This is a genomic window from Rhodopirellula sp. UH5 (genome assembly GCF_056839225.1).
This window is the reverse complement of record NZ_CM166390.1, coordinates 3,447,747-3,471,599: the sequence shown is the minus strand read 5'-3', so window position 1 is coordinate 3,471,599 and position 23,853 is coordinate 3,447,747. Positions and strand designations below refer to the sequence as shown.

At 57.7% G+C, this 23,853-nt stretch carries 19 protein-coding genes; 10 read left to right on the top strand and 9 right to left on the bottom strand.

Annotated elements, in window-relative coordinates:
- The first annotated feature begins 29 nt into the window (after positions 1 to 29).
- The 6 genes from UH5x_RS12305 to UH5x_RS12280 are packed head-to-tail and all read left to right on the top strand — an operon-like array spanning position 30 to position 3,137.
- Positions 30 to 1,451: a lactate utilization protein B gene (locus tag UH5x_RS12305; protein WP_482635811.1), complete on the top strand. Its 1,422-nt coding sequence runs from the start codon at positions 30 to 32 to the stop codon at positions 1,449 to 1,451.
- Positions 1,448 to 2,056 (top strand): LutC/YkgG family protein, encoded by a 609-nt coding sequence (locus UH5x_RS12300; RefSeq protein WP_482635810.1) that lies wholly within the window; start codon positions 1,448 to 1,450, stop codon positions 2,054 to 2,056. Before UH5x_RS12305 ends, UH5x_RS12300 begins: the two co-directional genes overlap by 4 nt.
- Before the next feature lie 54 nt (positions 2,057 to 2,110).
- Entirely contained in the window at positions 2,111 to 2,395 is a 285-nt protein-coding gene (locus UH5x_RS12295; RefSeq protein WP_083435004.1) for an addiction module protein, read from the top strand.
- Positions 2,316 to 2,495, top strand: a complete 180-nt coding sequence (locus tag UH5x_RS12290) for a hypothetical protein (protein ID WP_482636138.1) — start codon at positions 2,316 to 2,318, stop codon at positions 2,493 to 2,495. The genes UH5x_RS12295 and UH5x_RS12290 overlap by 80 nt, the downstream gene beginning before the upstream one ends.
- Positions 2,496 to 2,526: 31 nt before the next feature.
- Positions 2,527 to 2,685: a type II toxin-antitoxin system RelE/ParE family toxin gene (locus tag UH5x_RS12285; RefSeq protein WP_102017610.1), complete on the top strand. Its 159-nt coding sequence runs from the start codon at positions 2,527 to 2,529 to the stop codon at positions 2,683 to 2,685.
- A gap of 35 nt (positions 2,686 to 2,720) precedes the next feature.
- Entirely contained in the window at positions 2,721 to 3,137 is a 417-nt protein-coding gene (locus UH5x_RS12280; protein WP_482635809.1) for a GNAT family acetyltransferase, read from the top strand.
- A gap of 145 nt (positions 3,138 to 3,282) precedes the next feature.
- Here UH5x_RS12280 and UH5x_RS12275 read toward each other — a convergent pair whose 3' ends face one another.
- Positions 3,283 to 3,645 carry a hypothetical protein gene (locus tag UH5x_RS12275; RefSeq protein ID WP_236696364.1) on the bottom strand — a complete coding sequence of 121 codons (363 nt, stop codon included), beginning with the start codon at positions 3,643 to 3,645 and terminating at the stop codon, positions 3,283 to 3,285.
- A gap of 95 nt (positions 3,646 to 3,740) precedes the next feature.
- Positions 3,741 to 5,006, bottom strand: coding sequence for a CehA/McbA family metallohydrolase domain-containing protein (locus tag UH5x_RS12270; protein WP_482635808.1), 1,266 nt, complete (start codon positions 5,004 to 5,006; stop codon positions 3,741 to 3,743).
- Positions 5,007 to 5,584: 578 nt separating this feature from the next.
- Between UH5x_RS12270 and UH5x_RS12265 the strand changes: the two genes are divergently transcribed.
- Together UH5x_RS12265 and gltX are read left to right on the top strand one after the other, a co-directional pair.
- Positions 5,585 to 8,050, top strand: a complete 2,466-nt coding sequence (locus UH5x_RS12265) for a TolC family protein (protein WP_047815324.1) — start codon at positions 5,585 to 5,587, stop codon at positions 8,048 to 8,050.
- 851 nt (positions 8,051 to 8,901) lie between these two features.
- Entirely contained in the window at positions 8,902 to 10,452 is a 1,551-nt protein-coding gene (gene gltX, locus UH5x_RS12260) for a glutamate--tRNA ligase (RefSeq protein WP_047814223.1), read from the top strand.
- A 61-nt stretch (positions 10,453 to 10,513) separates the two neighbouring features.
- Here the strand turns inward: gltX and UH5x_RS12255 are convergent, their stop codons facing one another.
- The 5 genes from UH5x_RS12255 to UH5x_RS12235 form a co-directional block, all read right to left on the bottom strand.
- A complete protein-coding gene (locus UH5x_RS12255) occupies positions 10,514 to 11,737 on the bottom strand; it encodes an ABC transporter permease (RefSeq protein ID WP_482635807.1) in 1,224 nt (407 codons plus the stop codon).
- Positions 11,734 to 12,888 (bottom strand): ABC transporter permease, encoded by a 1,155-nt coding sequence (locus UH5x_RS12250; protein WP_047814224.1) that lies wholly within the window; start codon positions 12,886 to 12,888, stop codon positions 11,734 to 11,736. Before UH5x_RS12250 ends, UH5x_RS12255 begins: the two co-directional genes overlap by 4 nt.
- Positions 12,885 to 14,909, bottom strand: coding sequence for an ATP-binding cassette domain-containing protein (locus UH5x_RS12245; protein WP_201778940.1), 2,025 nt, complete (start codon positions 14,907 to 14,909; stop codon positions 12,885 to 12,887). The genes UH5x_RS12250 and UH5x_RS12245 overlap by 4 nt, the downstream gene beginning before the upstream one ends.
- Complete coding sequence (locus tag UH5x_RS12240) at positions 14,888 to 15,997, bottom strand: HlyD family secretion protein (RefSeq protein WP_053061132.1); 1,110 nt, start codon at positions 15,995 to 15,997, stop codon at positions 14,888 to 14,890. Before UH5x_RS12240 ends, UH5x_RS12245 begins: the two co-directional genes overlap by 22 nt.
- Before the next feature lie 436 nt (positions 15,998 to 16,433).
- On the bottom strand, positions 16,434 to 17,960 hold the full coding sequence (locus UH5x_RS12235; protein WP_160311427.1) for a TolC family protein: 1,527 nt from the start codon (positions 17,958 to 17,960) through the stop codon (positions 16,434 to 16,436).
- Positions 17,961 to 18,353: 393 nt separating this feature from the next.
- On the opposite strand from UH5x_RS12235, the gene UH5x_RS12230 reads away from it, so the two are divergent.
- Positions 18,354 to 18,737, top strand: a complete 384-nt coding sequence (locus tag UH5x_RS12230; protein ID WP_482635806.1) for a SpoIIAA family protein — start codon at positions 18,354 to 18,356, stop codon at positions 18,735 to 18,737.
- A gap of 483 nt (positions 18,738 to 19,220) precedes the next feature.
- Here UH5x_RS12230 and UH5x_RS12225 read toward each other — a convergent pair whose 3' ends face one another.
- The gene (locus UH5x_RS12225) at positions 19,221 to 20,282 is read right to left on the bottom strand and encodes an NAD(P)-dependent alcohol dehydrogenase (protein WP_482635805.1); all 1,062 of its coding nucleotides are present in this window, start codon (positions 20,280 to 20,282) and stop codon (positions 19,221 to 19,223) included.
- 491 nt (positions 20,283 to 20,773) lie between these two features.
- Here UH5x_RS12225 and glgP point away from each other — a divergent pair, with 491 nt between their 5' ends.
- Positions 20,774 to 23,299, top strand: coding sequence for an alpha-glucan family phosphorylase (gene glgP, locus UH5x_RS12220; protein ID WP_482635804.1), 2,526 nt, complete (start codon positions 20,774 to 20,776; stop codon positions 23,297 to 23,299).
- 23 nt (positions 23,300 to 23,322) lie between these two features.
- Here the strand turns inward: glgP and UH5x_RS12215 are convergent, their stop codons facing one another.
- Positions 23,323 to 23,769, bottom strand: a complete 447-nt coding sequence (locus UH5x_RS12215; protein ID WP_047814227.1) for a Rieske (2Fe-2S) protein — start codon at positions 23,767 to 23,769, stop codon at positions 23,323 to 23,325.
- Positions 23,770 to 23,853 lie beyond the last annotated feature (84 nt).

Sequence of the window (23,853 nt, the reverse complement as noted above, 5' to 3'; positions counted from 1 at the left end):
GAATGAATTCCAAAGCGAAGTGACTTCTCTTGACCTCTACTCTTCCCATCGTCGATCACCCGAGTGCCGCTCGTGAGTTTGTGACCAATGAACCTCGGTCGCATTGGCATGATGATTCGTTGTGGTTCGTTCGCAGCAAACGTGACAAGCAAGCGCAATCGATTCCCGAGTGGGAGTACCTCCGCGAGCAAGCGTCGACGATCAAGAATCATACGATCGCAAAGTTGCCCGAGTACCTGCAACAGTTCGAGGCCAATGCAACTCGATTGGGAGCGGTGGTGCACTGGGCGGCTGACGCGGAAGAGCACAACCGCATTGTGTTGGAACTGCTTCGCCGCAACGACACACTTCGGATCGTGAAGAGCAAATCGATGTTGACCGAGGAGTGCGGTCTGAACGAATACTTGATCGACAACGGCATCGAGGTCGTCGACACGGATTTGGGCGAACGCATCGTGCAATTGCGTGGCGAAACTCCCAGTCACATTGTGCTGCCGGCGATTCACATCAAAAAAGAAGAAGTCGGCGACACCTTTCATCAACATCTCGGCACACGCGCTGGCGAGTCGGACCCACAGGTGTTGACCGAAGCCGCACGGGGGCACTTGCGGGGCAAGTTTTTGAGCGGTGAAGTCGGGATCACCGGCGTCAATTTCGCGATCGCGGACACCGGCGGTTTGGTCGTTTGCACCAATGAAGGCAACGCCGACCTGGGCGTTTCCTTGCCGCGAATTCACATCGCTTGCATGGGCATCGAAAAGTTGGTGCCACGGTTCCAGGACCTGTCGGTGTTCACTCGGTTGCTTGCTCGCAGTGCAACCGGCCAGCCGATCACCAGCTACACGTCGCACTTTCACGGGCCCCGCGACGAGAACAGCGAACTGCACATCGTGTTGGTCGACAACGGTCGCTCGAAAATTCGCGACAGCAAAACCTTTCGTGAGTCTTTGAACTGCATCCGCTGCGGCGCTTGCATGAACACTTGCCCGGTGTATCGCCGCAGTGGCGGGCACAGCTATCGGGCCACCGTTCCCGGTCCGATCGGTAGCGTGCTGGGTCCCGCGAAAAATGCCAAGGCTCACAAAAGTTTGCCCTTTGCCTGCAGCTTGTGCGGATCATGCACCGACGTTTGCCCCGTCAAGATTCCACTGCATCACCAGTTGCTGGCGTGGCGAAAGGTCTTGGTGGGAAAACGCTTGGTTGCCTGGAACAAACGCATGGCGATGAAGGCGGCTTCGTTCTTGTTCCGCAACCCAACGCTGTTTGCTGCGGCGGGGTACTTCGGGCGAGTCAGTCTGAAGGTGCTGCCGAAATCGCTAACGCACAATCGTTTCAACACGTGGACCAAAGACCGAGACCTTCCTGAACCTCCCAAAGAATCGTTCCACGAGTGGTATGCGAAGAACCGGCCATCGGGGGCGGCAACGGCTTCGAAGGAGGAGCGATCATGAGCGAAGCACAATCCAACAGTCGGCAGATCATTTTGGATCGATTGAAAGGTTGCATCGTCGATGCGCCGGAGTTGCCCATGATCGATCCCGCTCGCGTGATTCAGTTTGAGGATCGTTTGCAGCAGTTTCAAGACACGTTGGCATCGGTGGGCGGCGAAGCCCATCTGGTCAACACGCCCAGCGAAATTCGCGAGAAATTGCAAACCATCGAAGTCTTCCAGTCCGCTCGCCGGATCGCGTCAACGGTTCCCGACGCGGTCACGCCGACCGTGGATTTAGCGACCATCGACGACCCGCATGCCTTGTCAACGTTGGACTGGACGATCGTTCGCGGCGAGTTTGGTGTGGCCGAGAACGGAGCGATTTGGATCGACGGCAAGACGCTGCCTCACCGTGTCATGATCTTCATCGCCCAGTACTTAGCGATCGTGATTTCGCGATCGGATTTGCTGAACAACATGCACGAAGCGTACGCCCGAATCGGCACTCCCGACCCTGGTTTTGGTGTCTTTGTGTCCGGCCCCAGCAAGACGGCCGATATCGAGCAGTCGTTGGTTCTGGGCGCCCACGGATGCCGCAAGCTCCAGGTTTTTCTGCTGCCTTGATTCTTCAACAGAGATTGAAGACGGCTGATAGAATGGGAAAGCCACGTCGAGTGAATGCGGTCTTTGTTTTCCCTTGTCTCGAATCAGTTGAGCGACAGCAAAATGACCACGATGAATGAAATTCTGACGGCTGCGAAGGCTCTTCCTTCCGAAGAGAGAGCAAGGTTGATTGAAGCGCTTTGGGACGGCATCTCACCAGCTGACTGGGTTCCACCGGATTCGCAGTGGATTGCTGAGGCGAATCGACGAAGCGATGCTTATGATTCCGGAGAAACGTCCGGTGCGCCTTGGGGAGAAGTCCGCGAGCGTGCTCGTCGCCAGGCGGGCCTCGATGGTTAATGTGATCGTTTTAAAGGATGCCGAACGCGACTATTCCGAATCCTTGAGTTGGTATTCAAAGAAGAGCATCGGTGTCGCCGAGGAATTCAAAAGAGTTTGATCACGCAATCGCGTTGATTTCGACCGACGCGATGCGCTTTCCAAAATGCGATGCTCGGCATCGTTTTTATCTGTTGCGTCGATTTCCGTTTCGTGTGATCTACCGTGTTGATGGCGAGGATGTTGTTGTCGTCGCTGTCGCACACGGTTCGCAAGACCCAAACTACTGGGCAACCCGGCGATCGGATTGATCGCTGAAAATTGGTTTCTTGATTGGCGAGGATTCATGTTGATTCGCAAGTTCGTCGCCGAAGATCGTGATGCGGTTGTGGATCTTTGGTTGACGGTATTTCCTCGCTCCACTGGGCATAATGATCCTGGCACGTCGATCGATCGCAAAATGGCTGCGGACGATGGATTGTTCTTCGTGGCAACGGACGAAGAGAATGTGGCGGGCACGGTGATGGCCGGATACGACGGGCATCGCGGATGGCTGTATTCCGTCGCGGTGTCGCCTGCCTTCCGGCGACGTGGCGTGGGGACTCGATTGGTCCGGCATGCTGAATCGGAACTGGCCCGTCGTGGTTGCCCGAAGGTGAACCTGCAAGTGATCGCCGACAACAGCGAGGTTGTTGCATTCTATCGATCACTCGGATTTCAAGTGGAAGAACGAATCAGCATGGGCAAGCTGACGGGGGAGTGATCGATTCGACGGCGAAGTCCATGTCGCAGGCATCGTGTGGCGGACGTGCAAAGGATTGCCGGAACGCTTGGGTCGGGACGCAGAGCGATGGCCTTACGAAATCCATCGTTCTTGGCACCGACGGACTCGGAAGTCCGTCGTACGGCTAGCCCATGTCTTCGATCATTGCTTTTCGGTGTGCGACGGCTTCCCGCTTGGTTTTGAACGTCAAGAAACGTTGGACCCCCTCTTCCTGCCAAGTCGCCACCCAGCGGCCGTAAAAGTTTCTGCTGACGCCGGTCACACCCGAGGTGTTGTTGGTGGGTTTTTTGCGAGGTCCCTTGCGCCACTGTCGCTCGCCGAGCTCTTTGATCTTGGCGTCACGCCATTTCTGGGCCTTGGCCAGCGACTTTCGGATCCCGCCATCGGAGAACCGAAAGTACTTGGAATGTTGCTCACCTTGGCGGACGATCCGAACGGTCCAGCCTTCGAGACCCCGGGAGATGTTTAGGTTTTTGTTCTTGCTCATGCGATCTACGATAATCTGCCTCTGACCGGCGATCAACATAGAGTTCACGCACGGTCCCGGGATCTCGCAGGATCAAACCGCTGGGAAACGGCGAATCAGGGGGATTCCCAACCGACAGGCTGGGTCCAAGCCTGCTGTTTTTGGTCCTGGAAGGACGGGTCTCGGGGAGGTTGGCTGCTGGTCACGACCGCGCGGACATACAATTCTTTTCCGGTCAGGGTGTACTGAGGCTGAAGGCTGTCGGAAGCTCCGACGGTCACGCCGATTCGGTGCTCGTCGATCAGGCCGTCTTCCTTGGCCAGGGTGGCGATGAACTTGGTTTGATACGTCGTGTCGGGATCCGGTTGGATTTTCAGTGACAGGGTTTGTGACTCGGCGTCGTAGTTCATGTCGTCCAGGCTGACCCCGCTGGATGCGTAGAAGTCGCCGCGTTTCATCGCGCGGATCAGGTGCTCAGGCGTCAGGTATTGGCTGCGGACCATCACCCATCCGCGGCCGGGGCGCGATCCGGGCTTGCCATGGTATTCGTGACTGTCATCGGTTGCGATGCCCATCATCGGTGGGACGTTCAGCGAAGTTTGACGCAGGGCGTTGATGATGTCCCACATGCGTTCGATGCTGGGGTGATCGTCGTCGCCGAGATGATTGACACCGGGGTGCCCGTTGTAGACTTCGAAGAACCGTTCGGAGACGACTGATGCGAGGTCCTCGGCGGTCACGGCGTAGTGAAAGTTGGGATGGTTCACGTGCGGCAGGACTTCGCGTCCGTGAGCCTTTTCGTGTTCCAGAATCGCTCGCAGGTTGTTTTCGATCACTTGGCGAACCGTGTCGCCGCCGGCGGGTTCGAGGGCTTCGGCCAAGTTTGTCGCGTTGATGTGAACCGGTTTGCCATCGCCGCGGTCGCTGATTTCTTCCGCGGGAATCAGGATGAATTGGTGGTGTTGTTCGAGCAGATAGCGGAACTCATCGAGCGGTTTGAGCCGCACTTGGTAGTCCGCTTGATCCTCTGTGCCGCGAGTTTCGACCCACGCGTCGCCGAATCGGGCTCGGTAGCGATCTAGGATTCCGGCGTCGCTGCGCTGCAGGATTTTCGAATAGTCCATCCATCGCGAGCCTTCACTGAGCACGTTGTGGTCGGTCAGGGCCAGGAAGTTGTAGCCCTCGGATTGGTACCAGTCCCCGATCATCTCCGGGAATTGATCGCCGTCACTCCAGAGCGAGTGCGCGTGGATATTGCCCTTCCACCATTTCAGTGCAGGTTCCTCAGCGTGGCACGGTTGTGAGCAACAGAGCGACGTGAAACAGAGCGACAGGAGGAAAACAGGAAGCAGGCGAGGATGCAAACGCTGGGAGAGTTTCATGGTGGAATTCAGGCGAGAGAGTTGGCGGGAGATCGAGTGTCAGTCACAAAGTAGAACCAGTCACCGAGAAGAACAGTTGCCCCAACTGTTCACGTGAGGTGCTCATTGTCTTTGGAAAATGTGAAGCGATCGCGGTGAACGCTGGTTCGTCGTGGCCGATGGCATGGAGCGGAGCGCTGCTTGACGGAACGGGGGGGCGCTCGACTTTGGTCGCGTTTCACAAAAACGTTTCATGCTGAGTGCCCTTTGTACTGGACATTGCGGCAGGACGCATTCTTTCTCAATCCAATCTTCATGATGAGAGACGCTGAAACGGTGCCGATTTGGCTCGAAAACGAGCTGCGCAGACAAAGGGAGAGAAACTTCACGTTTTTTCCGATTGCCGTCAAAGTTTACCCGACCGCCATCCGATAACTACTTTCGGATGAAGGTCTCGTTCCATTCGGTGGAACGTTGTTGGGCGGGACTTTTCATAGGGGGGCTTTCCACACTCGGCCCGTTCGGGGACATGCCATGCCGCACTCGCGGCACTCGTGGGGCATGTTCTGCGGCGGCACCGCGCCAGGGAAGTCCAGGGCATGAATCGCTCACTGATCCGTTTGACTGCACAACTGCAATTGGGAATCACACTCCTGATCGCCAGTGGGTGCGCACCAACTCAGCCGTTCTTCTTGAACGAGTCTCCGGACCTGAACTACTATCTCAACTCAGCCACCCAGATTGAATATCCGGATGTGGACGTGGAGAGTCTGCCCGAAGCGACGGAGTCGTTGCCACCGCTTGCGATTGGCAATCACGACTACCAGTTCTGGGATCTGACGCTGGAAGAAGCGACCAACATCGCGTTGCAAAATGCGAAGTTCTACGTCACCACCAGCGGGATCGCAGAAACCCGTCAAAACGTGTCCGATCAGTTCATCAGCGGAACCGCGGATCAGTTTGGCAGCATCTATGATGTCGCCATCCAGCAAACGACCACTCAGTCGGTTCCTTTGACGGTGGATAGCAATGGCAACCGCACGCTGCCTCGTGGTGTGTTGCGAGCCAACCAAGTCGGCGGTGTCGAAGATGCCTTGGCCGAATTCGATGCTCAAGCCAGCGGTTTCCTGAGCTACAGCAACACCGACCGTCCACGAAACTCGGGCAACAGTGCTGTTTCAACGTCGTTGTTTCAATCCGATGATGTGACCGCTCAAGCCGCGATCAGCAAACGCTTCGCAACCGGTGGGGTCGCCACGCTGCGTCACCAATTGGTTTACGGTTACAGCAACTTGCCCACGGCACCGTTGGCTCTGAACTCCGCATCGCGAGTGGTTCCAAGTGATTACACCGTGACGATGGAAGCACAAGTTCAACAACCTTTGATGCGGAACCGCGGCACCTTGGTCAACCGAATCCCGGTTGTCTTGGCCAGCCTGAACGAAGACGTGTCGATCGCCGAATATGAAATTCAAGTTCGCAACTTGGTCCGTGACGTTGAGAACGCTTACTGGGACCTGTACGTTTCCTATCGCAATGTGGCCACGGCCGTGGTCGCTCGCAACAGTGCGATGGCGACTCAGCAGTTTGCACAACTCGCGTTGGAAAACGGCACGGGAACATTGCAAGAATTTTCGCAAGCCAAAGGACAGTACTTCCAGTTCCAAGCTCAGCTCGAAACGGCACTGGCTGGATCGAATTTGCCCGGGCCGGATGGTGCTGGTGTCTATGGTGCCGAAAACCGATTGCGGGAGCTGATGGGATTGGCTGCAACGGATGGGCTTTTGATTCGTCCGATCGACGAACCAACGCTCGCTCGAGTTGAATTCGATTGGTTCGAGTCGGTTGCTCAGATGTTGTACTTGTCGCCTGAGCTTCGTCAGACCAAGACTCGGATCAAGCAACAAGAACTGGAAGTGATCTCGGCCAAGAACCAGATCCTTCCCGAGGTCAACCTGTCGTTGCTGTACCGCTGGGTCGGTGTCGGTGACACGCTCGGTCCTCCCAATGGCGGCACCGGTGAATTTCCTGAACCAGGCAGTTCCGCACTCGGCAGCCTGACCGGTGGTGATTTCCAAGAAGGTGCGGTACGCCTCGAAGTGACTCCGCCCGCCTTTGGTGCACGTCGTGAATTGGCACGCATCCAGAACGCAAAGCTCCGCATTGTTCGCGAACGATCCAAGTTGCAAGAGGACGAACGATTGCTTGTCAGCAAGTTGTCGGGTGCCGTTCGCAAGGCTCGCTCGCATTACCAACTGACTCACACCAACGCCCAGCAATGGCAAGCGTTTGAAACCGAAGTGGAAACTCGATTGGCGGAATACGAAGCTGGCACACGAGACATCAACGTGGTCCTGCAAAGTCAGCAACGCAAGGCTCAAGCCGAGATCAGCTACTACCGTGCATTGGCCGAATACAGCAAGTCGCTGAGCTACGTGGACTACTTGAAGGGAACCTTGCTCGCCAACAGCGGCATCACCCTGCGAGAAGGACCATGGAACAAGAAAGCCTACTGGGACGCACTCGAACGAGCTCGTGAACGAAGTGCTGGCAAGAAATTGCAGTACGGTGTGACTCGTCCAGGCGTGGTTCGCCAAGGGCCTGTTCGGGATGCGGATTCCGTTTCGCAAATCGTTGGCAGTGGAACCAGCACCCACGGGCAAATGTTGCCACCGGGTGAGTTCGAGATGAACGCGGCTGACGGCCAAGTCTTCTTCGGCGATGCCAACGGCGATTCGTTGCCAATGGACATGGGAATTGTTCGCGACCCAATGCGAATTGAAGATCAACCACTCAGCGAGTACGGCACCAGCACTCACGAAATGTTGCAGGCTCCTCAGCCCATTGATCGGCTGTCGGCTCCCGTGACCGTTCCGACACCGGCTCCTTCGATCGAATCGGCACAGCCACTTCGGTCGCCCGCCGCATCGTCCAGCGATGGTGCGTCGTGGGGAACGGCTCGCCGAGTCCAACCCGCGGCCTACACGGCACCCGTGACCACATCGGTCGCGGAACCTGCCGAGTACTCACCACAACCTGTGCGACGGAAACCCATCCCTCGCTGAAACACCTGAACACGAACCAGGTCTGAACCCGAGTCACTGACCGGGCCAGATCGGTTCTCATCACCTTCGTAGGGGCGGAGGCTTGGGTGGTTGTCGTCCGACACACGCGCGTTGGATCCACGACCCACCCCCACGACTAGCTCGACCGGTCTGCTTGCAGGCCCGTCGGGCTTTTCGTCGTTTTCAAGTCAGTCCGACCGGCTTGGAATCCATCAGACGAGAGCGAAGCAGGTACGCAGGTGTCATCGGGTATGTGAGCCGTTTGGCGTTCGCCACGGTTCCCACGCAAAACCGGGGCGAACGCTGGGCTGCGAAATATTTGGTGTGATGGAACGCATTCGTTTGCGCAAGTTTTCATCCCGGTAGGGATTTCAGATGGTAGCCGTCGGCAAGCGATCGCGCCACCGACGGACCTGTAGCCCACGCCGCCACTCTCCATCCCGCCGTGGCCGATGGCCACGGCGGGATGGAGAGTGTTTTTTGGGACGCTCGTTTTCCGGGGGTACGCTGCTACGCAGCAACTCCCGGCTACCATCTGACATCCCTACCGGGATGAAGAAAGACAGCAAGCCGGAAGGAAAATTGCATTCGCTATCCGAACGCCAACATCAAACATTTCGCAGCCCAGGCGAACGCCCAAACGACTCACAAGGTGAAACCCAATCATTCTTGCGTAGCGGCTTTGGAGTCGGTCGAGCCGTGAGGGTGGCTGGCATGATTTTGGTTGGTGGGTTAGGAAAGGTTCGGCCGCCTGCTAGCATTGTCGCTGAGCGTTGGATGCATCAAACGCTCCAGGGTTTGAACCCGCTTGTTCGGCCCACTCACCTTTCCATCTCCACTGTTGATCGACCATGATTCGCACGCGATTTGCCCCCAGCCCGACCGGATACTTGCACATCGGCGGCGTCCGTACCGCACTTTTCAATTGGCTGCTCGCGAAACAGGCTGGCGGGCAATTCATCCTGCGAATCGACGACACGGACGCGGGACGCAATGTCGAGGCGGCCCTGAAACCGATCCTGGACGGTTTTCGTTGGCTCGGGATGGACTGGGACGAAGGCCCCGATGTCGGCGGCCCCCACGGTCCCTACTTCCAATCACAGCGAGGCGATTTGTACCGAGCCGCGGCTGAGAAGCTGCTCGCCGACGGTCACGCCTACCGTGATTTTGCCAAGCCCGATGAGTTGCAGGCACTGCGCGAAGAAGCTCAAAAAGCCGGCGAGGCATTTGTCTACGATCGCCGCTGGATGGCGGAAGACGAAGCGGCCGCGGCCAAGTTCGAAGCCGAAGGTCGCCAAGGCGTCCTGCGTCTGAAGATGCCCCGCGAAGGACAATGCGTGATCCAAGATTTGATCCGCGGCGAAGTCGTCGTGGAATGGGCGTCGGAACAAGACCATGTGATCGCGCGTGCTGACGGCAGCCCGCTGTATCACCTGGCCAGCGTCGTCGATGATCACGAACTGAAGATCACGCACGTCGTTCGGGCCGCGGAACACCTGCCCAACACGGCTCGCCAAGTCTTCATCGCTCAATCCCTCGGGTATGACCTGCCGATCTACGCTCACCTGCCCTATGTGGCTGAGCCCGGTGGATCTGCCAAGTTGAGCAAGCGAAAACTCGACAAGTACAAGAAGAACCGCGACTTCGCAGTGTTGCTGGCTCACGGCGAAAAGATTGCCGAGCGTTGCAACATGCAAATCGACGCGGACACGTTCAATCCCGTGCTGGTCGATTTCTATCGTGAAATCGGATTCTTGCCCGATGCGTTGCTCAACTACCTGTTGTTGCTGGGTTGGTCGCTGGACGGCGAAACCGAAAAGTTCACGGTCGCGGAAATGATCGAGAAGTTCACTCTGGACCGAGTCAACAAGGCTCCTGCCTCATTCGACCCTGCCAAATTGCAATCGTTCGAAGGCGATGCGTTCGCGGCATTGTCCGACGAGAAACGAGCCGAGTTGGTTCGCCCGTTTGCGGTCGCCGCTGGCTTTGTTGCCGAAGGTGATTCCGATGAAACGTTGAACGAGGTTCTGGCTGCTGCCGGTGATCGTTTGAAGATGGCCGGCGACATCATCGATTTCGACTACTGCTTCGTGGACGACTATGCCATCGACGAAAAGGCGTACGAGAAACGTCTGGTCAAGGCCGATGGCGCGAAGGAGTTGCTTGCGAAGCTGAACGAGACTTTGAAAGCAGCGACCGAGTTTGACGCGGCCAGCGTGGAAACCACGGTGAAGTCATTCTGCGAATCGGAAGGCATCAAGATCGGCCAAATCATTCACGCCTTGCGAGTCGCGACGACGGGAGCGGCCAGCGGATTCGGCATGTTTGAAACGCTGGCGGTTCTGGGCCAAGCCAAGGTGACAGCACGAATCGAAAAAACGATCGCTGGTCTGCCAGCGTAGAGCCGTTGCCCGCAACGGTTCGCGTGATCAGGTCTCAGCCGGAGCAATGCACGGTCATTGCTCACCCGAATTGGCGGCGGAAGTACCCCATGCTCATCCCGTAGATGGCAGCTCCGAACAGAGCAATGGCGAGGATCGAATCCCACAATAACCCAATGCCGGACCCTTTGAGCATGATGCCGAGGCTGGCGTCGATGTAGTGATGCAGCGGCGCGATGGCGCTGACAGCGCGAAGCACCGGCGGCATGTTCTCGGGCGGCGTCCATGCTCCTGAGAGGAAGACCATGGGGATGAAGATCAAGGCGGTCAGCATGCCGACTTGGGCCAAGTTCCTGGCGATGGTCGCCAGCAGCATTCCGATCCCAGCGGTCGTGAAAACATAAATCGCGGTCACTGCCATGAACAGCGTCAGGCTGCCGCGAAAAGGGACGCCAAAGAAGGGTTGCAAGATCAGATGAATCGTGATCATGGTGCCCACCAGGATCACACTGGTCATGGCGAGCACCTTGGGAAACATCATTTGAAACGTCGACAGCGGTGAAACCAAGAGTTGTTCAACGGTGCCGCGTTCTTTCTCACGGGCCATCGCAGAGGCCGGCAGCAGGATCGCAAACATCGTGATGACATTGAGCATCTCCACGACGGACATGAACCACGCGTCGTCCTGATTGGCGTTGTACCAAACACGATGTTCTTCGTGGATGATCGGCGCAGCTTGTTCGTTCAGGCCGATGCCTTCTCGCTGCATCGCGGCCTCCAGTCCATATTGCCCGACAATCTGCTCACCATAGCTGGTCGCCAAAAATCCCAGGACGGGGTTCGAAGTGTCGATCTGCAATTGCACGCTGGTGGTTTCGCCGGCCAAGAGGGATTCCTGAAACTGCGGCGGGATATCGAGCACCATCATCGCTTCCCCGCGGTCGAGCAAATCAATGCTCTCGCCGTGATTGAGAACTTCGCCATCGATGCTGAATTGAGGCGGGCGAAAGCGATGGATCAGTTCTCGCGACGCGAAGCTGTGATCGGAATCGTGGATCTGCAAGGCTCCATTCTGCAATTGCATGCTGACTCCTGATCCGGCCAGGAAGACTTCCAGCGTGAAGGCGTACAGCATGAACACAATCAAAATTCGATCGCGGTAGAGTTGCAGGTACTCTTTGATCGTCATCACTCGCATGCGGTTCCACCACACAACGAATGCTCGGCCGCGCCGGGGGCGAGCCTCTGGTTCGTCAGCCGCGTGCTGCGAACGTCGTTCTCCTGCTGTTCGAGTTTCGGGACTCATGTGCTGGGCCTTTTGTGGAACATTCGATATCCGATTGTCATCAGCCCAGCTGCGTAGAACGCCAGGACCAGAACATCAGGCCATAGCTCACGCAGTCCCACCCCTTTCATGAAGGTGCCGACGATGATGTTGGTGTAGTACATCGCCGGCAGTCCATGGGCGGTCATTTGTGCCGTTGGACTGAGCGATGAAATCGGCACGATCACTCCCGAATAGAGGATGGAAGGGATGACCGTGACGATGAAGGTCACCACCATGGCGGCCACTTGGGTTCGCACCAGGACGGAGACAACCAATCCCAGACCGGTGGTGCAAATGATGTACAGCAGCGTTGCCGGGATGAAGAACAGCAAGCTGCCTTTGAAGGGAGCACCAAAGAGCTGGGTCGCGATCAGCCAGAGAATCACCGCATTGGCGGAGGAAATGCCCACATAGGGAATCAGTTTCCCAATCAGGAATTCGAGTCTTGTGACAGTCGATGAATAGATGTTGTAGATCGACCCGCGTTCTTTTTCGCGAACGATTCCGAGCGCCGTGTAGAACGGGGGCGTCATCATCAAGATGACCATGATCAGCCGCGGGGCAATCGCCCAATCGCTTTTCATGCTTTGGTTGTAGAGATACCTCGCTTCCAAGGTGACCGGACGGATGGACGTGGCGGCTTGCGCCAATGGGATTCCGCGGCGTTTGGAGATATACGATGCCAGCACTTCGCTGGAGAACGAGGTGTTCATCGCCAGCACGTACCCCTTGGTCGTTTGGGCACGAAACGGAAACGTCCCGTCGATCAGGGTTTGCACCACCACCGGCCGGCCACCAAGAAGTTCCTTTTGGAAGTTCTCCGGGAGAATGATGGCAGCACGGATTTTGTTGTCCGCTAACAGAGGCGACAGGTCGTGCACGTCGAGCGCGTACCCCTTGAAATCAAAGTAGCGTGAGTCGATGTAGCGGTAAGCATATTCGCGGCTCAGGTTTGTCCCGTCACGATCCACAATCGCGAGTGGGATGTCTTCGACGTCCAGTGAGAGGCCATACCCAACGACGAGCATCAACGAGACTGGCACCAGGAACGTGAGCGCGAGAAACATGCGGTCTCGCACGATCTCTCGCCATTCTTTGGATGCCACGGCGGCGACGCGACGCAGATTCATTGCGTTTCCCCGTTTGCTCTCGCGTCGGCTTTTTCAAGGGCGAGGACGCGGTTCACAAACACGTCTTCCATCGTCAGCGGTTGTTCCAACACCGACAGCACCTCAATGTTGGACTGCTTCAAAGCGTCCCTGACTCGCTGTTCGGCGACCGCTGGATCCGACGCGAGGAAGTGAATGCGTTTTCCGAACAAGGACACCCCTGGAAACCCTTCTGATTCGAGGACTTCGAGGGCGGCCAACGGATTGTCCGTGGTGACTTCAAGCAGTTGGCCCGATTCGTTTCGTAAGCTCGCTTTGAGTTCGCTCGGCGAAGCGTCGGCAAAGACGCGTCCGGCGTACATCATCGCAATGTGGTCGCAGTGTTCCGCTTCGCTCATGTAGTGTGTGGTGACAAGAATCGCCACGCCTTCGTTGCGAGACAGGTCAAAAATGATGTCCCACAAACGACGTCTGCCGATTGGGTCGACCCCCGATGTTGGTTCATCGAGAAACAGGACTTGCGGACGGTGAACCAATGCACAGCCGATGGCCAGTCGTTGACGCACGCCCATCGGCAGGCTTCCCGAGAGCGAGTTTTCACGACCCGACAGTCCAGCCATGTCGATGATCCATTCGGTCCGCTCACGTGCCCGGCGTCGAGAGAGTCCGTAGATCCCTGCGTACAAGCGAATGTTCTCGACGACGCTCAGGTCCTGGTACAACGAGAACGCCTGGGACATGTAGCCAATGCGTTCCTTGATCGCCTGACCCGCGCGGCGCATTTCGGCACCGGCAACGCGGCCCGTTCCTGCCGTCGGCGGCAACAGACCCGTCAGCATCTTGATGACCGTTGTTTTGCCCGCGCCGTTGGCACCCAGCAGTCCAAAGATCTCACCCTGTTCGACGCGGAAGTTGACGCGATCGACGGCTCGGAAAGAACCGAATTCTCGCACCAGTTCGTTCGCTTCGATGGCGAGTCCGTCCGCGTGTCGGGCGTTTGTGTTGGAAGTCGAAGACGCTGTTTGCACGTCATCGTTGTCCGTGAGTCCACGTCGCCGCAGCAAGGCAATGAACACGTCTTCCAGATCCGGTTCCGCAACATGCATTTCATGTGGTGAGAACTTTTCAATCCGAGACGTGACGGCCTGTTTGGCCTGTTCATCGTCAGCGTCGTCGACGAACACGCGGAGCCACGGTCCAACCGCTTCGGATTGCGGGAACGTCTGTTTGAGGATCCCCAGCGATTCCGCTTGTGGTTCGGCCTTGGCCTGCACAATTCGGCCTGGAACGAGCGCTGCGATCTCGTCCGGTTCACCCCGAGCGAGCACCTTCCCGTCGAACAACAGTGCGGCGTGATGGAATCGCGTTGCTTCGTCCATGTAGGCGGTGGAAACCAACGCTGTGATTTGTTCTTCTCGCAGCAATTGAGCAAGAATGCTCCAGAAATCTCGACGTGAGACCGGGTCGACTCCCGTGGTGGGTTCGTCCAGCACCACGAGTTGGGGATGGTGGATCAGGCAACAGACCAGCCCTAGCTTTTGCTTCATTCCTCCCGAGAGATTCTTCATCGCCCGATCGCGAAATTTGTCGAGCCGGGTCATCTCGAGCAAGCGTTTCTTGCGTTGCTCCAGAATCTCTTTGGGAACCAGTCGGATTTGACCGAAGAAGTCCACGTTTTCTTCGATGGTCAGGTCGGCGTAAAGGTTCAGCCCCAGGCCTTGTGGCATCAAGCCAATTCGATCTTTGATCGTTTCCGCGGATTGTTCTGAATCAACCTGGGTTCCAAAAACTTCGAGTGTTCCGCTGTCGTAGGTGAGGACACCTGCGATGGCTTTCATCAGACTGCTCTTACCGGCACCATCGGGACCTATCAGGCCGTAGATCTCTCCGCGACTGATTTCCAGGTCGATGCCATCGACGGCGATTGTACGACCATAGGTCTTGCGGAATTCTGTGACGCGAACGATCGGTTCGGAAGCAGGTGACGAGGTGGTGTCGGCGGAGTGACTGCGGCCGGCGTCTACCATTGGGGGTTGGCCCATGGCGTGTCCTCCTTCCATCGCACCACGGCATCGGCTGGCAAACCGGGCGTCAGTCGATGATCGGGGTTCTCATCCAAGTACAGCTTGACGGCGTAGACCAGCTTCACGCGTTCATCAGGCGTTTGCACTTCCTTGGGGGTGAATTCAGCCCGGCTCGAAACGTAGCGGACAGTGGCTGGAAATGGCGTTTCGGGGTAGGCGTCGGTGTGGATCCGTGCGGGCAATTCCAAACGCACCCGTCCGATTTCGACTTCAGGCACGTAGACCTTCAGGTACAGGCGGTCGAGATTCACGAGGTCGAACAAGGGGGAACCAGCGGCGACGATCTCACCAATGTCAACGACGCGCGTGGTGATGACGCCGTCCGCGGGGGCGGTGATGGTCAAGTCATCGAGGACACTTTGGGCTTCGTCTCGAACGGCTTCTGCGCCCGCCACTTGGGCGGCGAGTGCTTCGAGTTCTTGCCGTTTGGCCTGAACGCGACGGTCGCCCAGGTTTGCTTCGGCCAGTTGCTTTTCGGCTTGCGTCAAAGCGGTCTCGGCCACGCGCACATCGTTCTTGGCGACCGTCCAAGCGAGTTCAGCTTCTTCGCCCTTGCGTTGGTCGATGGTTCCACGAGACGCAAGTTCAGTGAATCGCTTGGCGTCGCGAGCCGATTGCTGCTCGGCGGCTTTCGCTTTTGCAACGACCGCCTTGGCATGCTCCAGCGATGCCTCCGCCGTTTCAATCATCAATGGCACTTCACTTTCGAGCAACTCGAGCCCTGATTGGGCCGCTCGGTACTGAGCCTGCGCGGCTTGGACGGCCTGCTCGGCTTGTCGTAGTTTGGCCTGGACCTGCTGGCTGTCCAAGCGAGCCAAAACCTGTCCGGCTTGAACACTGTCGCCTTCGCGAGCAAGTAGTTCGTGAACCTTGCCGGCGAACTTGCTGGCGACGGTGACGTGGTCGCCTTCGATGCGGCCGTTTGCTTGAACCAGTCCATCGGGCAGCGGTTCCACCCGTCCCCAGCGATCCCAGGCGAAGTAGCCTCCCACCACGCATGCCGCGAGCAACAAGAGCATGGACAATCGTTTGAATAACTTCGCCATCGTGACGGATCCTGATCATGAAGAAGATCGCCGTCACTTCAAACGAAATTGCAAACTCGATTCGCTCTGCCTTTGTTCGTGGACGACAAACAGCAGACGCCTCAAAGCACAGGGTGTGCCATTGTCATCCAAGGTGCCCAAAGGCACGGTCGCACGAGAGACGGACTTGATATCCGACGGGACCAGACTGCTGGTGTGACGACATCGCACTGCCGGGCAGGGGGCAGCGAGCGTATTTGCACAAGCTTCCGCAGAGCCGATGCCTCCTGATCAGGTCGGGGCGAGGGGAGCCAGGACATTTCAGATGAAAACTTGTGCAAACGAATAGGCTCCACAACACCAAACATTTAGCAGCCCAGCGTCGGCCCCGGTTGCACGTGGGGGCAACAACGCTAACCGAAACAGTTCGAATGCAGAAAGACTCCTGCCGATCTGCTTACAGATTGCCGGTTGCTCGGTCGAGCATCACGCGAGCGAGGGCGGCGTCATACTTCGCCGAGAAATAGCTGTTGCGACTTTGCGCCAACAACGTCTGAGCGTCCAAGGCTTCGGTGTTGGTGCCGACTCCTTGGCGGTAGCGGTCCAGGGCTGACTGAAGGTTTTCTTCCGCCTGTTCAACGGATGTTTCGGCGACCAGGATACGGTCGTTCGCGTTTTGTAGATTGAGCCAGGACTGCTTGACTTGCAATGCGATGCGGCTTTCCAGGTCTTGTTTGAGCCGAGCCAACGCGGAGGCCTGCTGTCGGAGTGCGGCGGCTTTGTTGCGAGCGACTCCGCCATCAAAAAGGGTCCATTCAGCCAATAGAGAAGCGGACCAAAATCCTTCGTGCGTGAGGTTTTCATTTTCAAGAAAACTGAATCCGCCCGCGGCACCCACCTGAGGTCCCAAGGCCGCCAGTTCACGCTTTGCTTGATGACGAAGTGCGTTTGATTTGTGGGCGACTGCCTGCAATTCAGATCGTTGTGCCAGTGCCGTTGCAATCAATTCATTGGGCCCAGCATCGGCCGGCAGTCCAACCGCCTCGAATTCCGAATTCATGGGTTGCGAATTCGAAATCTCGGCGAGTGTCACTGGTGCGTCCAGCGGTCGTCCGACATAGCGGTTGTAGGCTGCGCGTGCGAGATCGAGCCCATTGGTCGCTTGCAGGTGCTTGTCGCGAGCCTCGGAAAGGGTGGTTTTGACGGCCAAGACATCGCTGTTGGCGACCACACCTTCTCCAAATAAATCCTGGACATCCACCAAATGCTTCTCCAGCGTGACGACGCTGATCCGAGCGACTTCGACGAGTTTGGCCGCCTTCAAGACATTCACAAACGCTTCGGCCACCTCCATTTTTAAGTCGTGCCGTTCGGAGCGTTGGTCGAAACGCGACGCGTGCACATTGGCGCAGGTGGCGTCAATGGTGCTGCTAATCCGCCCACTCGTGTAAACGGGGACTGACGCGAAAGTGGCGGATGAAAAGAAATCCTTTTCTCCGATCGGCAGGGAACTGAAACCGAGGAAGGCCAGTCCAGGAACGTCGACCCCAATTCCAGGTTCTCGATCCAGGGCGGTGTAAGAATTGAACGTTCTCAGGGAAGGGTTTCGGGCCGACTTCGCTGCCTCGTGAGCGTAGACGGCGGCCCCGGTCACATTGGCTTTGGATTGCAGTTTCTGATCCACTGCGACTGCCATTGCCCAGGCTTCTGGCAGCGATTCGCCACCGGTGGAATTCAGTTCGATGCTGTCCAGCACGACGGGGGGCGGTGTTGGTTCCTCCGCCATTTCCATGTCGTTCAGCTCCAGATTCGCCTCGACGTCTGTGAAGCTAGCCAGGCTGACAGGTGGCGACAGGTTCGCGGGAACGCTTGTCTCGCTCGGTGAATGCGCTGCCGCAAGGGGATTGCTGACGGTGGTGGTGTCAGCCAATCGGTGCGTGCCCGACCCGGCGCAACCGATCGCGTTGACCAACAAGACAGCCATGGCAGTTTGGAATCGTGAATGCATTCTGGAAGCCCTGGACAACACAAATCGGGTGTGGAAGTCGTTCGGCTGCAAACGGCAGGGCCGGATCTCAACGACTGTTCACGACATTCCCTGTTTTCGTCACACCCGCTAGGAAGGTCTTAACTGGCCGGTCGAGCAAGGAGGAACCGGCAGGATCGTTACAACGCGAATCACCGCAATCGTTCCAGTCCGCAAGGTCAACGATGTCAGAGCATCTTCTCCCAAGCAGATCGCTTTTGGCCGCCTGCGGTCCCCAGCGGCACGTCGCTTGCCCTCTTTGCCATCGCTTGCCGGTCGTCATTGATGAGCCGCTTGCCAGTCGCGGGGCGATGGGACGTCCCCAAGAGCCAACCACACAAGGAAAACAAAATGGCTGTTCAAATCATTCAAGATCCAGCAACGAACATGATCGAGATCCAGGCTTCTGGATTGTTGACCACGGAAGACTACGAGACCTTCCTGCCTCGCGTTGAAAAAGCGATTGAAGAACATGGCAAAATCAACCTGATGTTTGTCATGGAGCACGTCGACGGCTGGGAAGTGGGGGCGTTTTGGGACGACCTCAAGTTCGGTTTCAAGCACCATGGCGACCTGAAGCGGATCGCGATCGTCGGTGACAAGAAATGGGAAATCGCCATGGCGAAGATCGGCCAGTACTTCACCAGTGCAGAGGTCAAATTCTTCTCCGCCAGCGATCAGCATCATGCGATCGATTGGTTTCGCGTTGGTGGGACGTCGCCTGCAAAGGCGTGAGCCAAACCCGCTGTTCGAGAAGGTGATGGTGCGTTCCAAGGACCACCCTCGATCCTGGAGGTCGTGCCGTTTTTTGGTGCTGCATTTTGGCGGGTTTCCGCAGCAACCACCAATCACAACCCGACGCGTGAGCGAGGGACGCCCCCAACTCCCACGACGGCCCCATCCGGGGCGACCGTTTGTTTTCCGGCATCGGTCTCTCGGGGCTTCCGCCCCGAGCTAAGCACGACGGCCCCATCCGGGGCGATACCCAGACGCCCGCCACCATTTGTTTTTCGAACGTCCCAAGGGAGGGTGGTAATAAACACTTGGCAACACGGTACTTAAAAACTGCACGACCTCCTGCGCGGACGGGGGTCGCAAGACGCTAGAAGCACGGCGCTTCAGAACTGCACGACGTACGCGGGCCGAGGTGGGACGCGGCGAGTCCGTTTAATCCTGCGAGGCTCGTCAACGGTGAGGGATGGAGCAGAATGGGCGGGATCAGAACCGGATCAACGGTTTGAGCATGCCGTCTTCTTTGGTTTCCATCATGTGCAGGGCTTTTCCAACCTCGTCAAAGTCGAATGAATGCGTCGTCAAAGGCGATGGATCGACACGTCCAGTTTCCAGCAGGCGAAGCAGTCGCGACATGCGGACGTTTCCGCCGGGGCACAGTCCTGTCCGAATGACTTTGTCACTCATGCCGACGCCCCATTCCAGGCGTGGGATGTTGACGCAGTCGCCGTGTCCAAAGTAACCCGCGACTGAGATCGTTGCGCCCGGCCGGGTTGCCTTGATACAGGACTCAAAGGTGAGCTGAGCCCCGAGGCACTCGATCGCGGAGTCGACGCCGACACCTCCGGTCAGTTTGCGAATTTCTTCCACCGGATCGACTTGGTTGAAGTTCAGGACAACGTCAGCGCCGAAGTGCCGAGAAAGTTCGAGGCGTTTCTCCATCCCATCGACTCCGATGACCAACCCTGCCCCCAGCAACCGAGCGCCAACGGTTGCCATCAAACCCACGGGACCTTGGGCAAAGATCGCCACGGTGCCTCCCAAGGGGATGTTGGCATGTTCGGCTCCCATGAACCCAGTCGACATCATGTCGCAAGCGTAGACGGCGGTGTCATCGGAGATCGAATCGGGAATTGGAGTCAAATTCGCTTTGGCGTCGTTGACGTGAAAGTACTCTGCGAAACTGCCGTCTTTGATGTTCGCGTACTTCCAACCACCAAGCATCTCGCCGCATTGCGAAGAGTAGCCGCGTTGACAGTTTTCGCACTGAAAGCAGGGCGTGATCGCATTGACCGCCACACGATCACCTTCGCGGAAACCGCGAACTTCACTGCCAAGTTTGGTGACGATGCCCACCGCTTCATGACCGAGTGTCAGACCGCTTCGATCTCCGATTGCACCTTTGACGGTGTGCACGTCGGAGGTGCACACCAGGGCTCGGGTGGTTTTGACAATGGCGTCATTGGGGCCCGGGGTAGGAATGGGTTTGTCGACGAACTCGACGCGATCAATGCCTTGCATCACGAACGCTTTCATCAGGCTGGACATCGGGGGAACTCCGTTGGCGGGTTGAAGTGAACTCGGATCGCTGCTCGAGGCAGCGTGTCTGGACAGACGGTCCACTGCATGTTTGCGATCCCCGTGCCAGAGTGCCGGAGATCGCAGTGGGTGGGTGGTTGGTGGTTCGGCTCGGTGCCATCCGTCGGAAAGTCTCCGCTGTGATGTGTTGGTGCCGGGTGGGATGAGACTTGCCTGTCAAAGCCTTGTCCTCATTCCGGTGGCGAGGTTCTGCCGGAGCTGCCTGTTTGCTCCATTCGAATGACCAAGAGTGTGCGAACACGTCCAGGTTGTGCGAATGCGATCGCACTGGTTGGTTCTGTTGGGGAAAAAGGATGTTGTCTCTCTGTTGTTCGGTGGATGGTCTGACCTCACGGCATTGGAGTTGCGTTGAGATCCTCCGTTGCTCCTTCGGAAAGTGAGCAAAGTGGCGGGCTGGATCGCCCGGGGAAATAGCGAGCACAAACTCAACGAGAAGATGGATGAACATGCCTTCTTTGCATGACCAGTTGCCAACGGAAATCGATGGGTTTGACCTGTTGGCAGAGCTCTCGCTCGACCTGCGCTCAACCTGGAACCATGCGACCGATGAAATTTGGCGGACGCTCGACGCGGAGCTTTGGGAAGCGACTCAGAATCCCTGGGTGGTGCTGCAAGCGGCTTCTCATGAACGGATTGAAAAGCAGCTTTCGAATCCCGAGTTTCGCGAACGAGTCAACCAGTTGGTGAAAGTCCGCCGCGACGCGGCGGAAGCCCCCGGTTGGTTCCAGCAATTCCATGCCGAGTCGGCGTTGAAAAGCGTGGCTTACTTCAGCATGGAATACATGCTTAGCGAGGCACTGCCGATCTATTCGGGAGGGCTGGGCAACGTTGCGGGTGACCAGCTCAAAGCGGCCAGTGATTTGGGCGTTCCTGCGACCGGCATTGGGCTGCTGTATCAGCAAGGCTACTTTCGCCAAGCCATTGATGCGGACGGCGCCCAGCAAGCTTTGTATCCCTACAACGATCCGGGGCAGCTTCCCGTGTCTCCGCTGCGAACCGACGATGGCGAATGGTTGCGGCTGAAGATCAGTTTGCCCGGTCACTCCGTTTGGTTGCGCGCTTGGCAAGCGAATGTCGGACGAGTCAAGCTGTACCTGCTCGATAGCAACGATCCTGCCAATCTGCCGGTGTACCGCAGCATCACCAGTGAGTTGTATGGTGGCGGGCCGGAACTGCGGTTGATGCAAGAGATGGTCTTGGGCATCGGCGGATGGCGACTGTTGAAAGCAGTGGGGGTCGCACCGGATGTTTGTCACCTCAACGAAGGGCATGCCGCTTTTGCTGTCTTGGAACGGGCTCGCGATTTCATGGACGAGTCGGGGCAGGCGTTTGATGCGTCCCTGGCGATCACTCGAGCCGGGAATCTGTTCACGACCCACACGGCGGTGGCTGCCGGGTTCGATCGTTTTGATCCGCGTCGGATCGAACAGTATCTTGGTCGTTATGCTCGTGAGCAATTGGGCATCGGTGTCCGCGAGCTGCTCGCATTGGGACGCCTCGATGCCGACGATGATTCGGAACCTTTCAACATGGCGTACCTGGCGGTGCGCGGCAGCGGTGCCGTGAACGGGGTCAGCCGCTTGCATGGTGAAGTCAGTCGTCAGTTGTTTGAGCCTTTGTTCCCGCATTGGCCCGAAGAGGAAGTGCCAATCACGCATGTGACCAATGGGGTGCACGTGCCGACTTGGGATTCTGCGCCCGCGGATGCCCTGTGGACGAAGGCCTGTGGCCAGTGTCGATGGCGGGGCACAACGGACACGCTCGAGCAAGACATGCGGGCGGTAACCGATGAGCAATTGTGGGGATTTCGGCTGGCATCGACTCACGCGTTGGTGGACTACGCCAGGTCCCGATTGTCGCGGCAACTGGCCGGCTCGGGAGCATCGCCAGAGGACATCGAAGCGGCCCGTCACCTGTTTGACCCCGCTGCCTTGACGCTCGGTTTTGCGCGCCGGTTCGCAACTTACAAACGCCCGAATTTGTTGCTGCATGAACCCGATCGCCTGTTGAGATTGTTGTCGAATTCGGAACGTCCCGTGCAGTTGATCATCGCCGGCAAAGCTCACCCAGCTGATCAGGCGGGACAGGATCTGATTCGTCAGTGGATTCAGTTCATCCGTCGCGCCGAAGTACGTCCGCACGTGATTTTCATCAGCGACTATGACATGTTGCTGACGCAGCATTTGGTGCGCGGGGTCGATGTGTGGCTGAACACGCCGCGTCGGCCTTGGGAAGCGAGCGGCACCAGCGGAATGAAAGTGTTGGTGAATGGGGGCCTGAATCTGTCTGAGCTGGATGGCTGGTGGGCCGAAGCGTATTCACCTGATGTGGGTTGGGCGATTGGCGATGGGAAAGAGCATGGGGACGATCCGCAGTGGGATGCGATCGAGGCCAACCAGCTTTATGAGCTGCTCGAAAACGAGGTTGTGCCGGAGTACTACGACCGCAACGAACTGGGGATCCCTTCGCGTTGGCTGGCGAGAATGCGGGAAAGCATGGCACGTCTGACGCCGCGGTTTTCAGCCGTGCGAACGGTCTGCGAGTACACCGAGAAGATTTACATTCCAGCCGCGAATCGCATTCAGTCACGAACCAAGCTTGGCGGCGTGGCAGGCACCAATCTGGTGAATTGGAAGCATGCGTTGATGGAGAGATGGTCTTCGATTCGGTTTGTGGATGTCGCGGTCACATCGAGCGAGAGCGAGCATCATTTTGTGGTGCAGGTGGATCCCGGCGGTTTGGAAGCCGGGTGCATCCGAGTGGAGATGTTCGCCGATGCGATTCAAGACGGCGAGCCGGAACGGTTGTTGATGAACCGTCAGGTCGACGACCAAGCGAGTCATCTTGTTTACGAGTTGTCGGTGCCGAGCACCCGACCCGCGAACGACTACACCGCCCGGATTCTGCCCCAGCACGAAGGTGTCGCGGTGCCGCTGGAGCTGCCGCTGATTCTCTGGCAACGATAGGAGGGCTGCAACGCGATTGTGCGTCACGGCAGTTGGACTTCGATTGCCGTCCCGTTTTGTCGGATCGGAAACACCGCTTGCAGCGGTTGGCGGCTGGTCGTTTGGGTTCCGGTCTCCAGTTCGTATTGCCATCCATGCCAGGGGCAGGTCACGCAGCCGTCCGCCACATGACCTTCCGCGAGCGGGCCGCCTTGGTGGGTGCAGATGCCGTCCATCGCGTACCACTGGCCGGCGTGAAAAATCACGGCGAGAATTCGATCACCGACCAAGGCTTCCCGAGCAAAGGATTCGGTGTCGGGCGCGGCGGCCAGGCGTTCAGCGAGGCCCGCTTCGACCTCATTGAGGTCAAACGCGACGTGCCATGGCAGGTCTGCTCGGGGCTGGCGGTTGTGATTTTGCTCGGCGAGTTCGTTGGGATACAAATCTCGCTTGGGTGGTTGCTCGGAGGGGGTGGGTTGCGAATCGTTCATGGGGGCTGTCCGTGAATGGCGTTGGGAGCGCACAGTGTGAAGTTTGGCGTCGATCACGGCGACCCCGGGGGGACACAGTCGTCG

Excerpts from the sequence above, each read along its gene's own strand:
- UH5x_RS12300 (WP_482635810.1), top strand. The coding sequence starts at position 1,448 with ATGAGCGAAGCACAATCCAACAGTCGGCAGATCATTTTGGATCGATTG.
- UH5x_RS12295 (WP_083435004.1), top strand. The coding sequence starts at position 2,111 with ATGCGGTCTTTGTTTTCCCTTGTCTCGAATCAGTTGAGCGACAGCAAA.
- UH5x_RS12290 (WP_482636138.1), top strand. The coding sequence starts at position 2,316 with ATGATTCCGGAGAAACGTCCGGTGCGCCTTGGGGAGAAGTCCGCGAGC.
- UH5x_RS12285 (WP_102017610.1), top strand. The coding sequence starts at position 2,527 with ATGCGCTTTCCAAAATGCGATGCTCGGCATCGTTTTTATCTGTTGCGT.
- UH5x_RS12280 (WP_482635809.1), top strand. The coding sequence starts at position 2,721 with ATGTTGATTCGCAAGTTCGTCGCCGAAGATCGTGATGCGGTTGTGGAT.
- UH5x_RS12275 (WP_236696364.1), bottom strand. The coding sequence starts at position 3,645 with ATGAGCAAGAACAAAAACCTAAACATCTCCCGGGGTCTCGAAGGCTGG.
- UH5x_RS12270 (WP_482635808.1), bottom strand. The coding sequence starts at position 5,006 with ATGAAACTCTCCCAGCGTTTGCATCCTCGCCTGCTTCCTGTTTTCCTC.
- UH5x_RS12265 (WP_047815324.1), top strand. The coding sequence starts at position 5,585 with ATGAATCGCTCACTGATCCGTTTGACTGCACAACTGCAATTGGGAATC.
- gltX (WP_047814223.1), top strand. The coding sequence starts at position 8,902 with ATGATTCGCACGCGATTTGCCCCCAGCCCGACCGGATACTTGCACATC.
- UH5x_RS12255 (WP_482635807.1), bottom strand. The coding sequence starts at position 11,737 with ATGAGTCCCGAAACTCGAACAGCAGGAGAACGACGTTCGCAGCACGCG.
- UH5x_RS12250 (WP_047814224.1), bottom strand. The coding sequence starts at position 12,888 with ATGAATCTGCGTCGCGTCGCCGCCGTGGCATCCAAAGAATGGCGAGAG.
- UH5x_RS12245 (WP_201778940.1), bottom strand. The coding sequence starts at position 14,909 with ATGGGCCAACCCCCAATGGTAGACGCCGGCCGCAGTCACTCCGCCGAC.
- UH5x_RS12240 (WP_053061132.1), bottom strand. The coding sequence starts at position 15,997 with ATGGCGAAGTTATTCAAACGATTGTCCATGCTCTTGTTGCTCGCGGCA.
- UH5x_RS12235 (WP_160311427.1), bottom strand. The coding sequence starts at position 17,960 with ATGGCTGTCTTGTTGGTCAACGCGATCGGTTGCGCCGGGTCGGGCACG.
- UH5x_RS12230 (WP_482635806.1), top strand. The coding sequence starts at position 18,354 with ATGGCTGTTCAAATCATTCAAGATCCAGCAACGAACATGATCGAGATC.
- UH5x_RS12225 (WP_482635805.1), bottom strand. The coding sequence starts at position 20,282 with ATGTCCAGCCTGATGAAAGCGTTCGTGATGCAAGGCATTGATCGCGTC.
- glgP (WP_482635804.1), top strand. The coding sequence starts at position 20,774 with ATGAACATGCCTTCTTTGCATGACCAGTTGCCAACGGAAATCGATGGG.
- UH5x_RS12215 (WP_047814227.1), bottom strand. The coding sequence starts at position 23,769 with ATGAACGATTCGCAACCCACCCCCTCCGAGCAACCACCCAAGCGAGAT.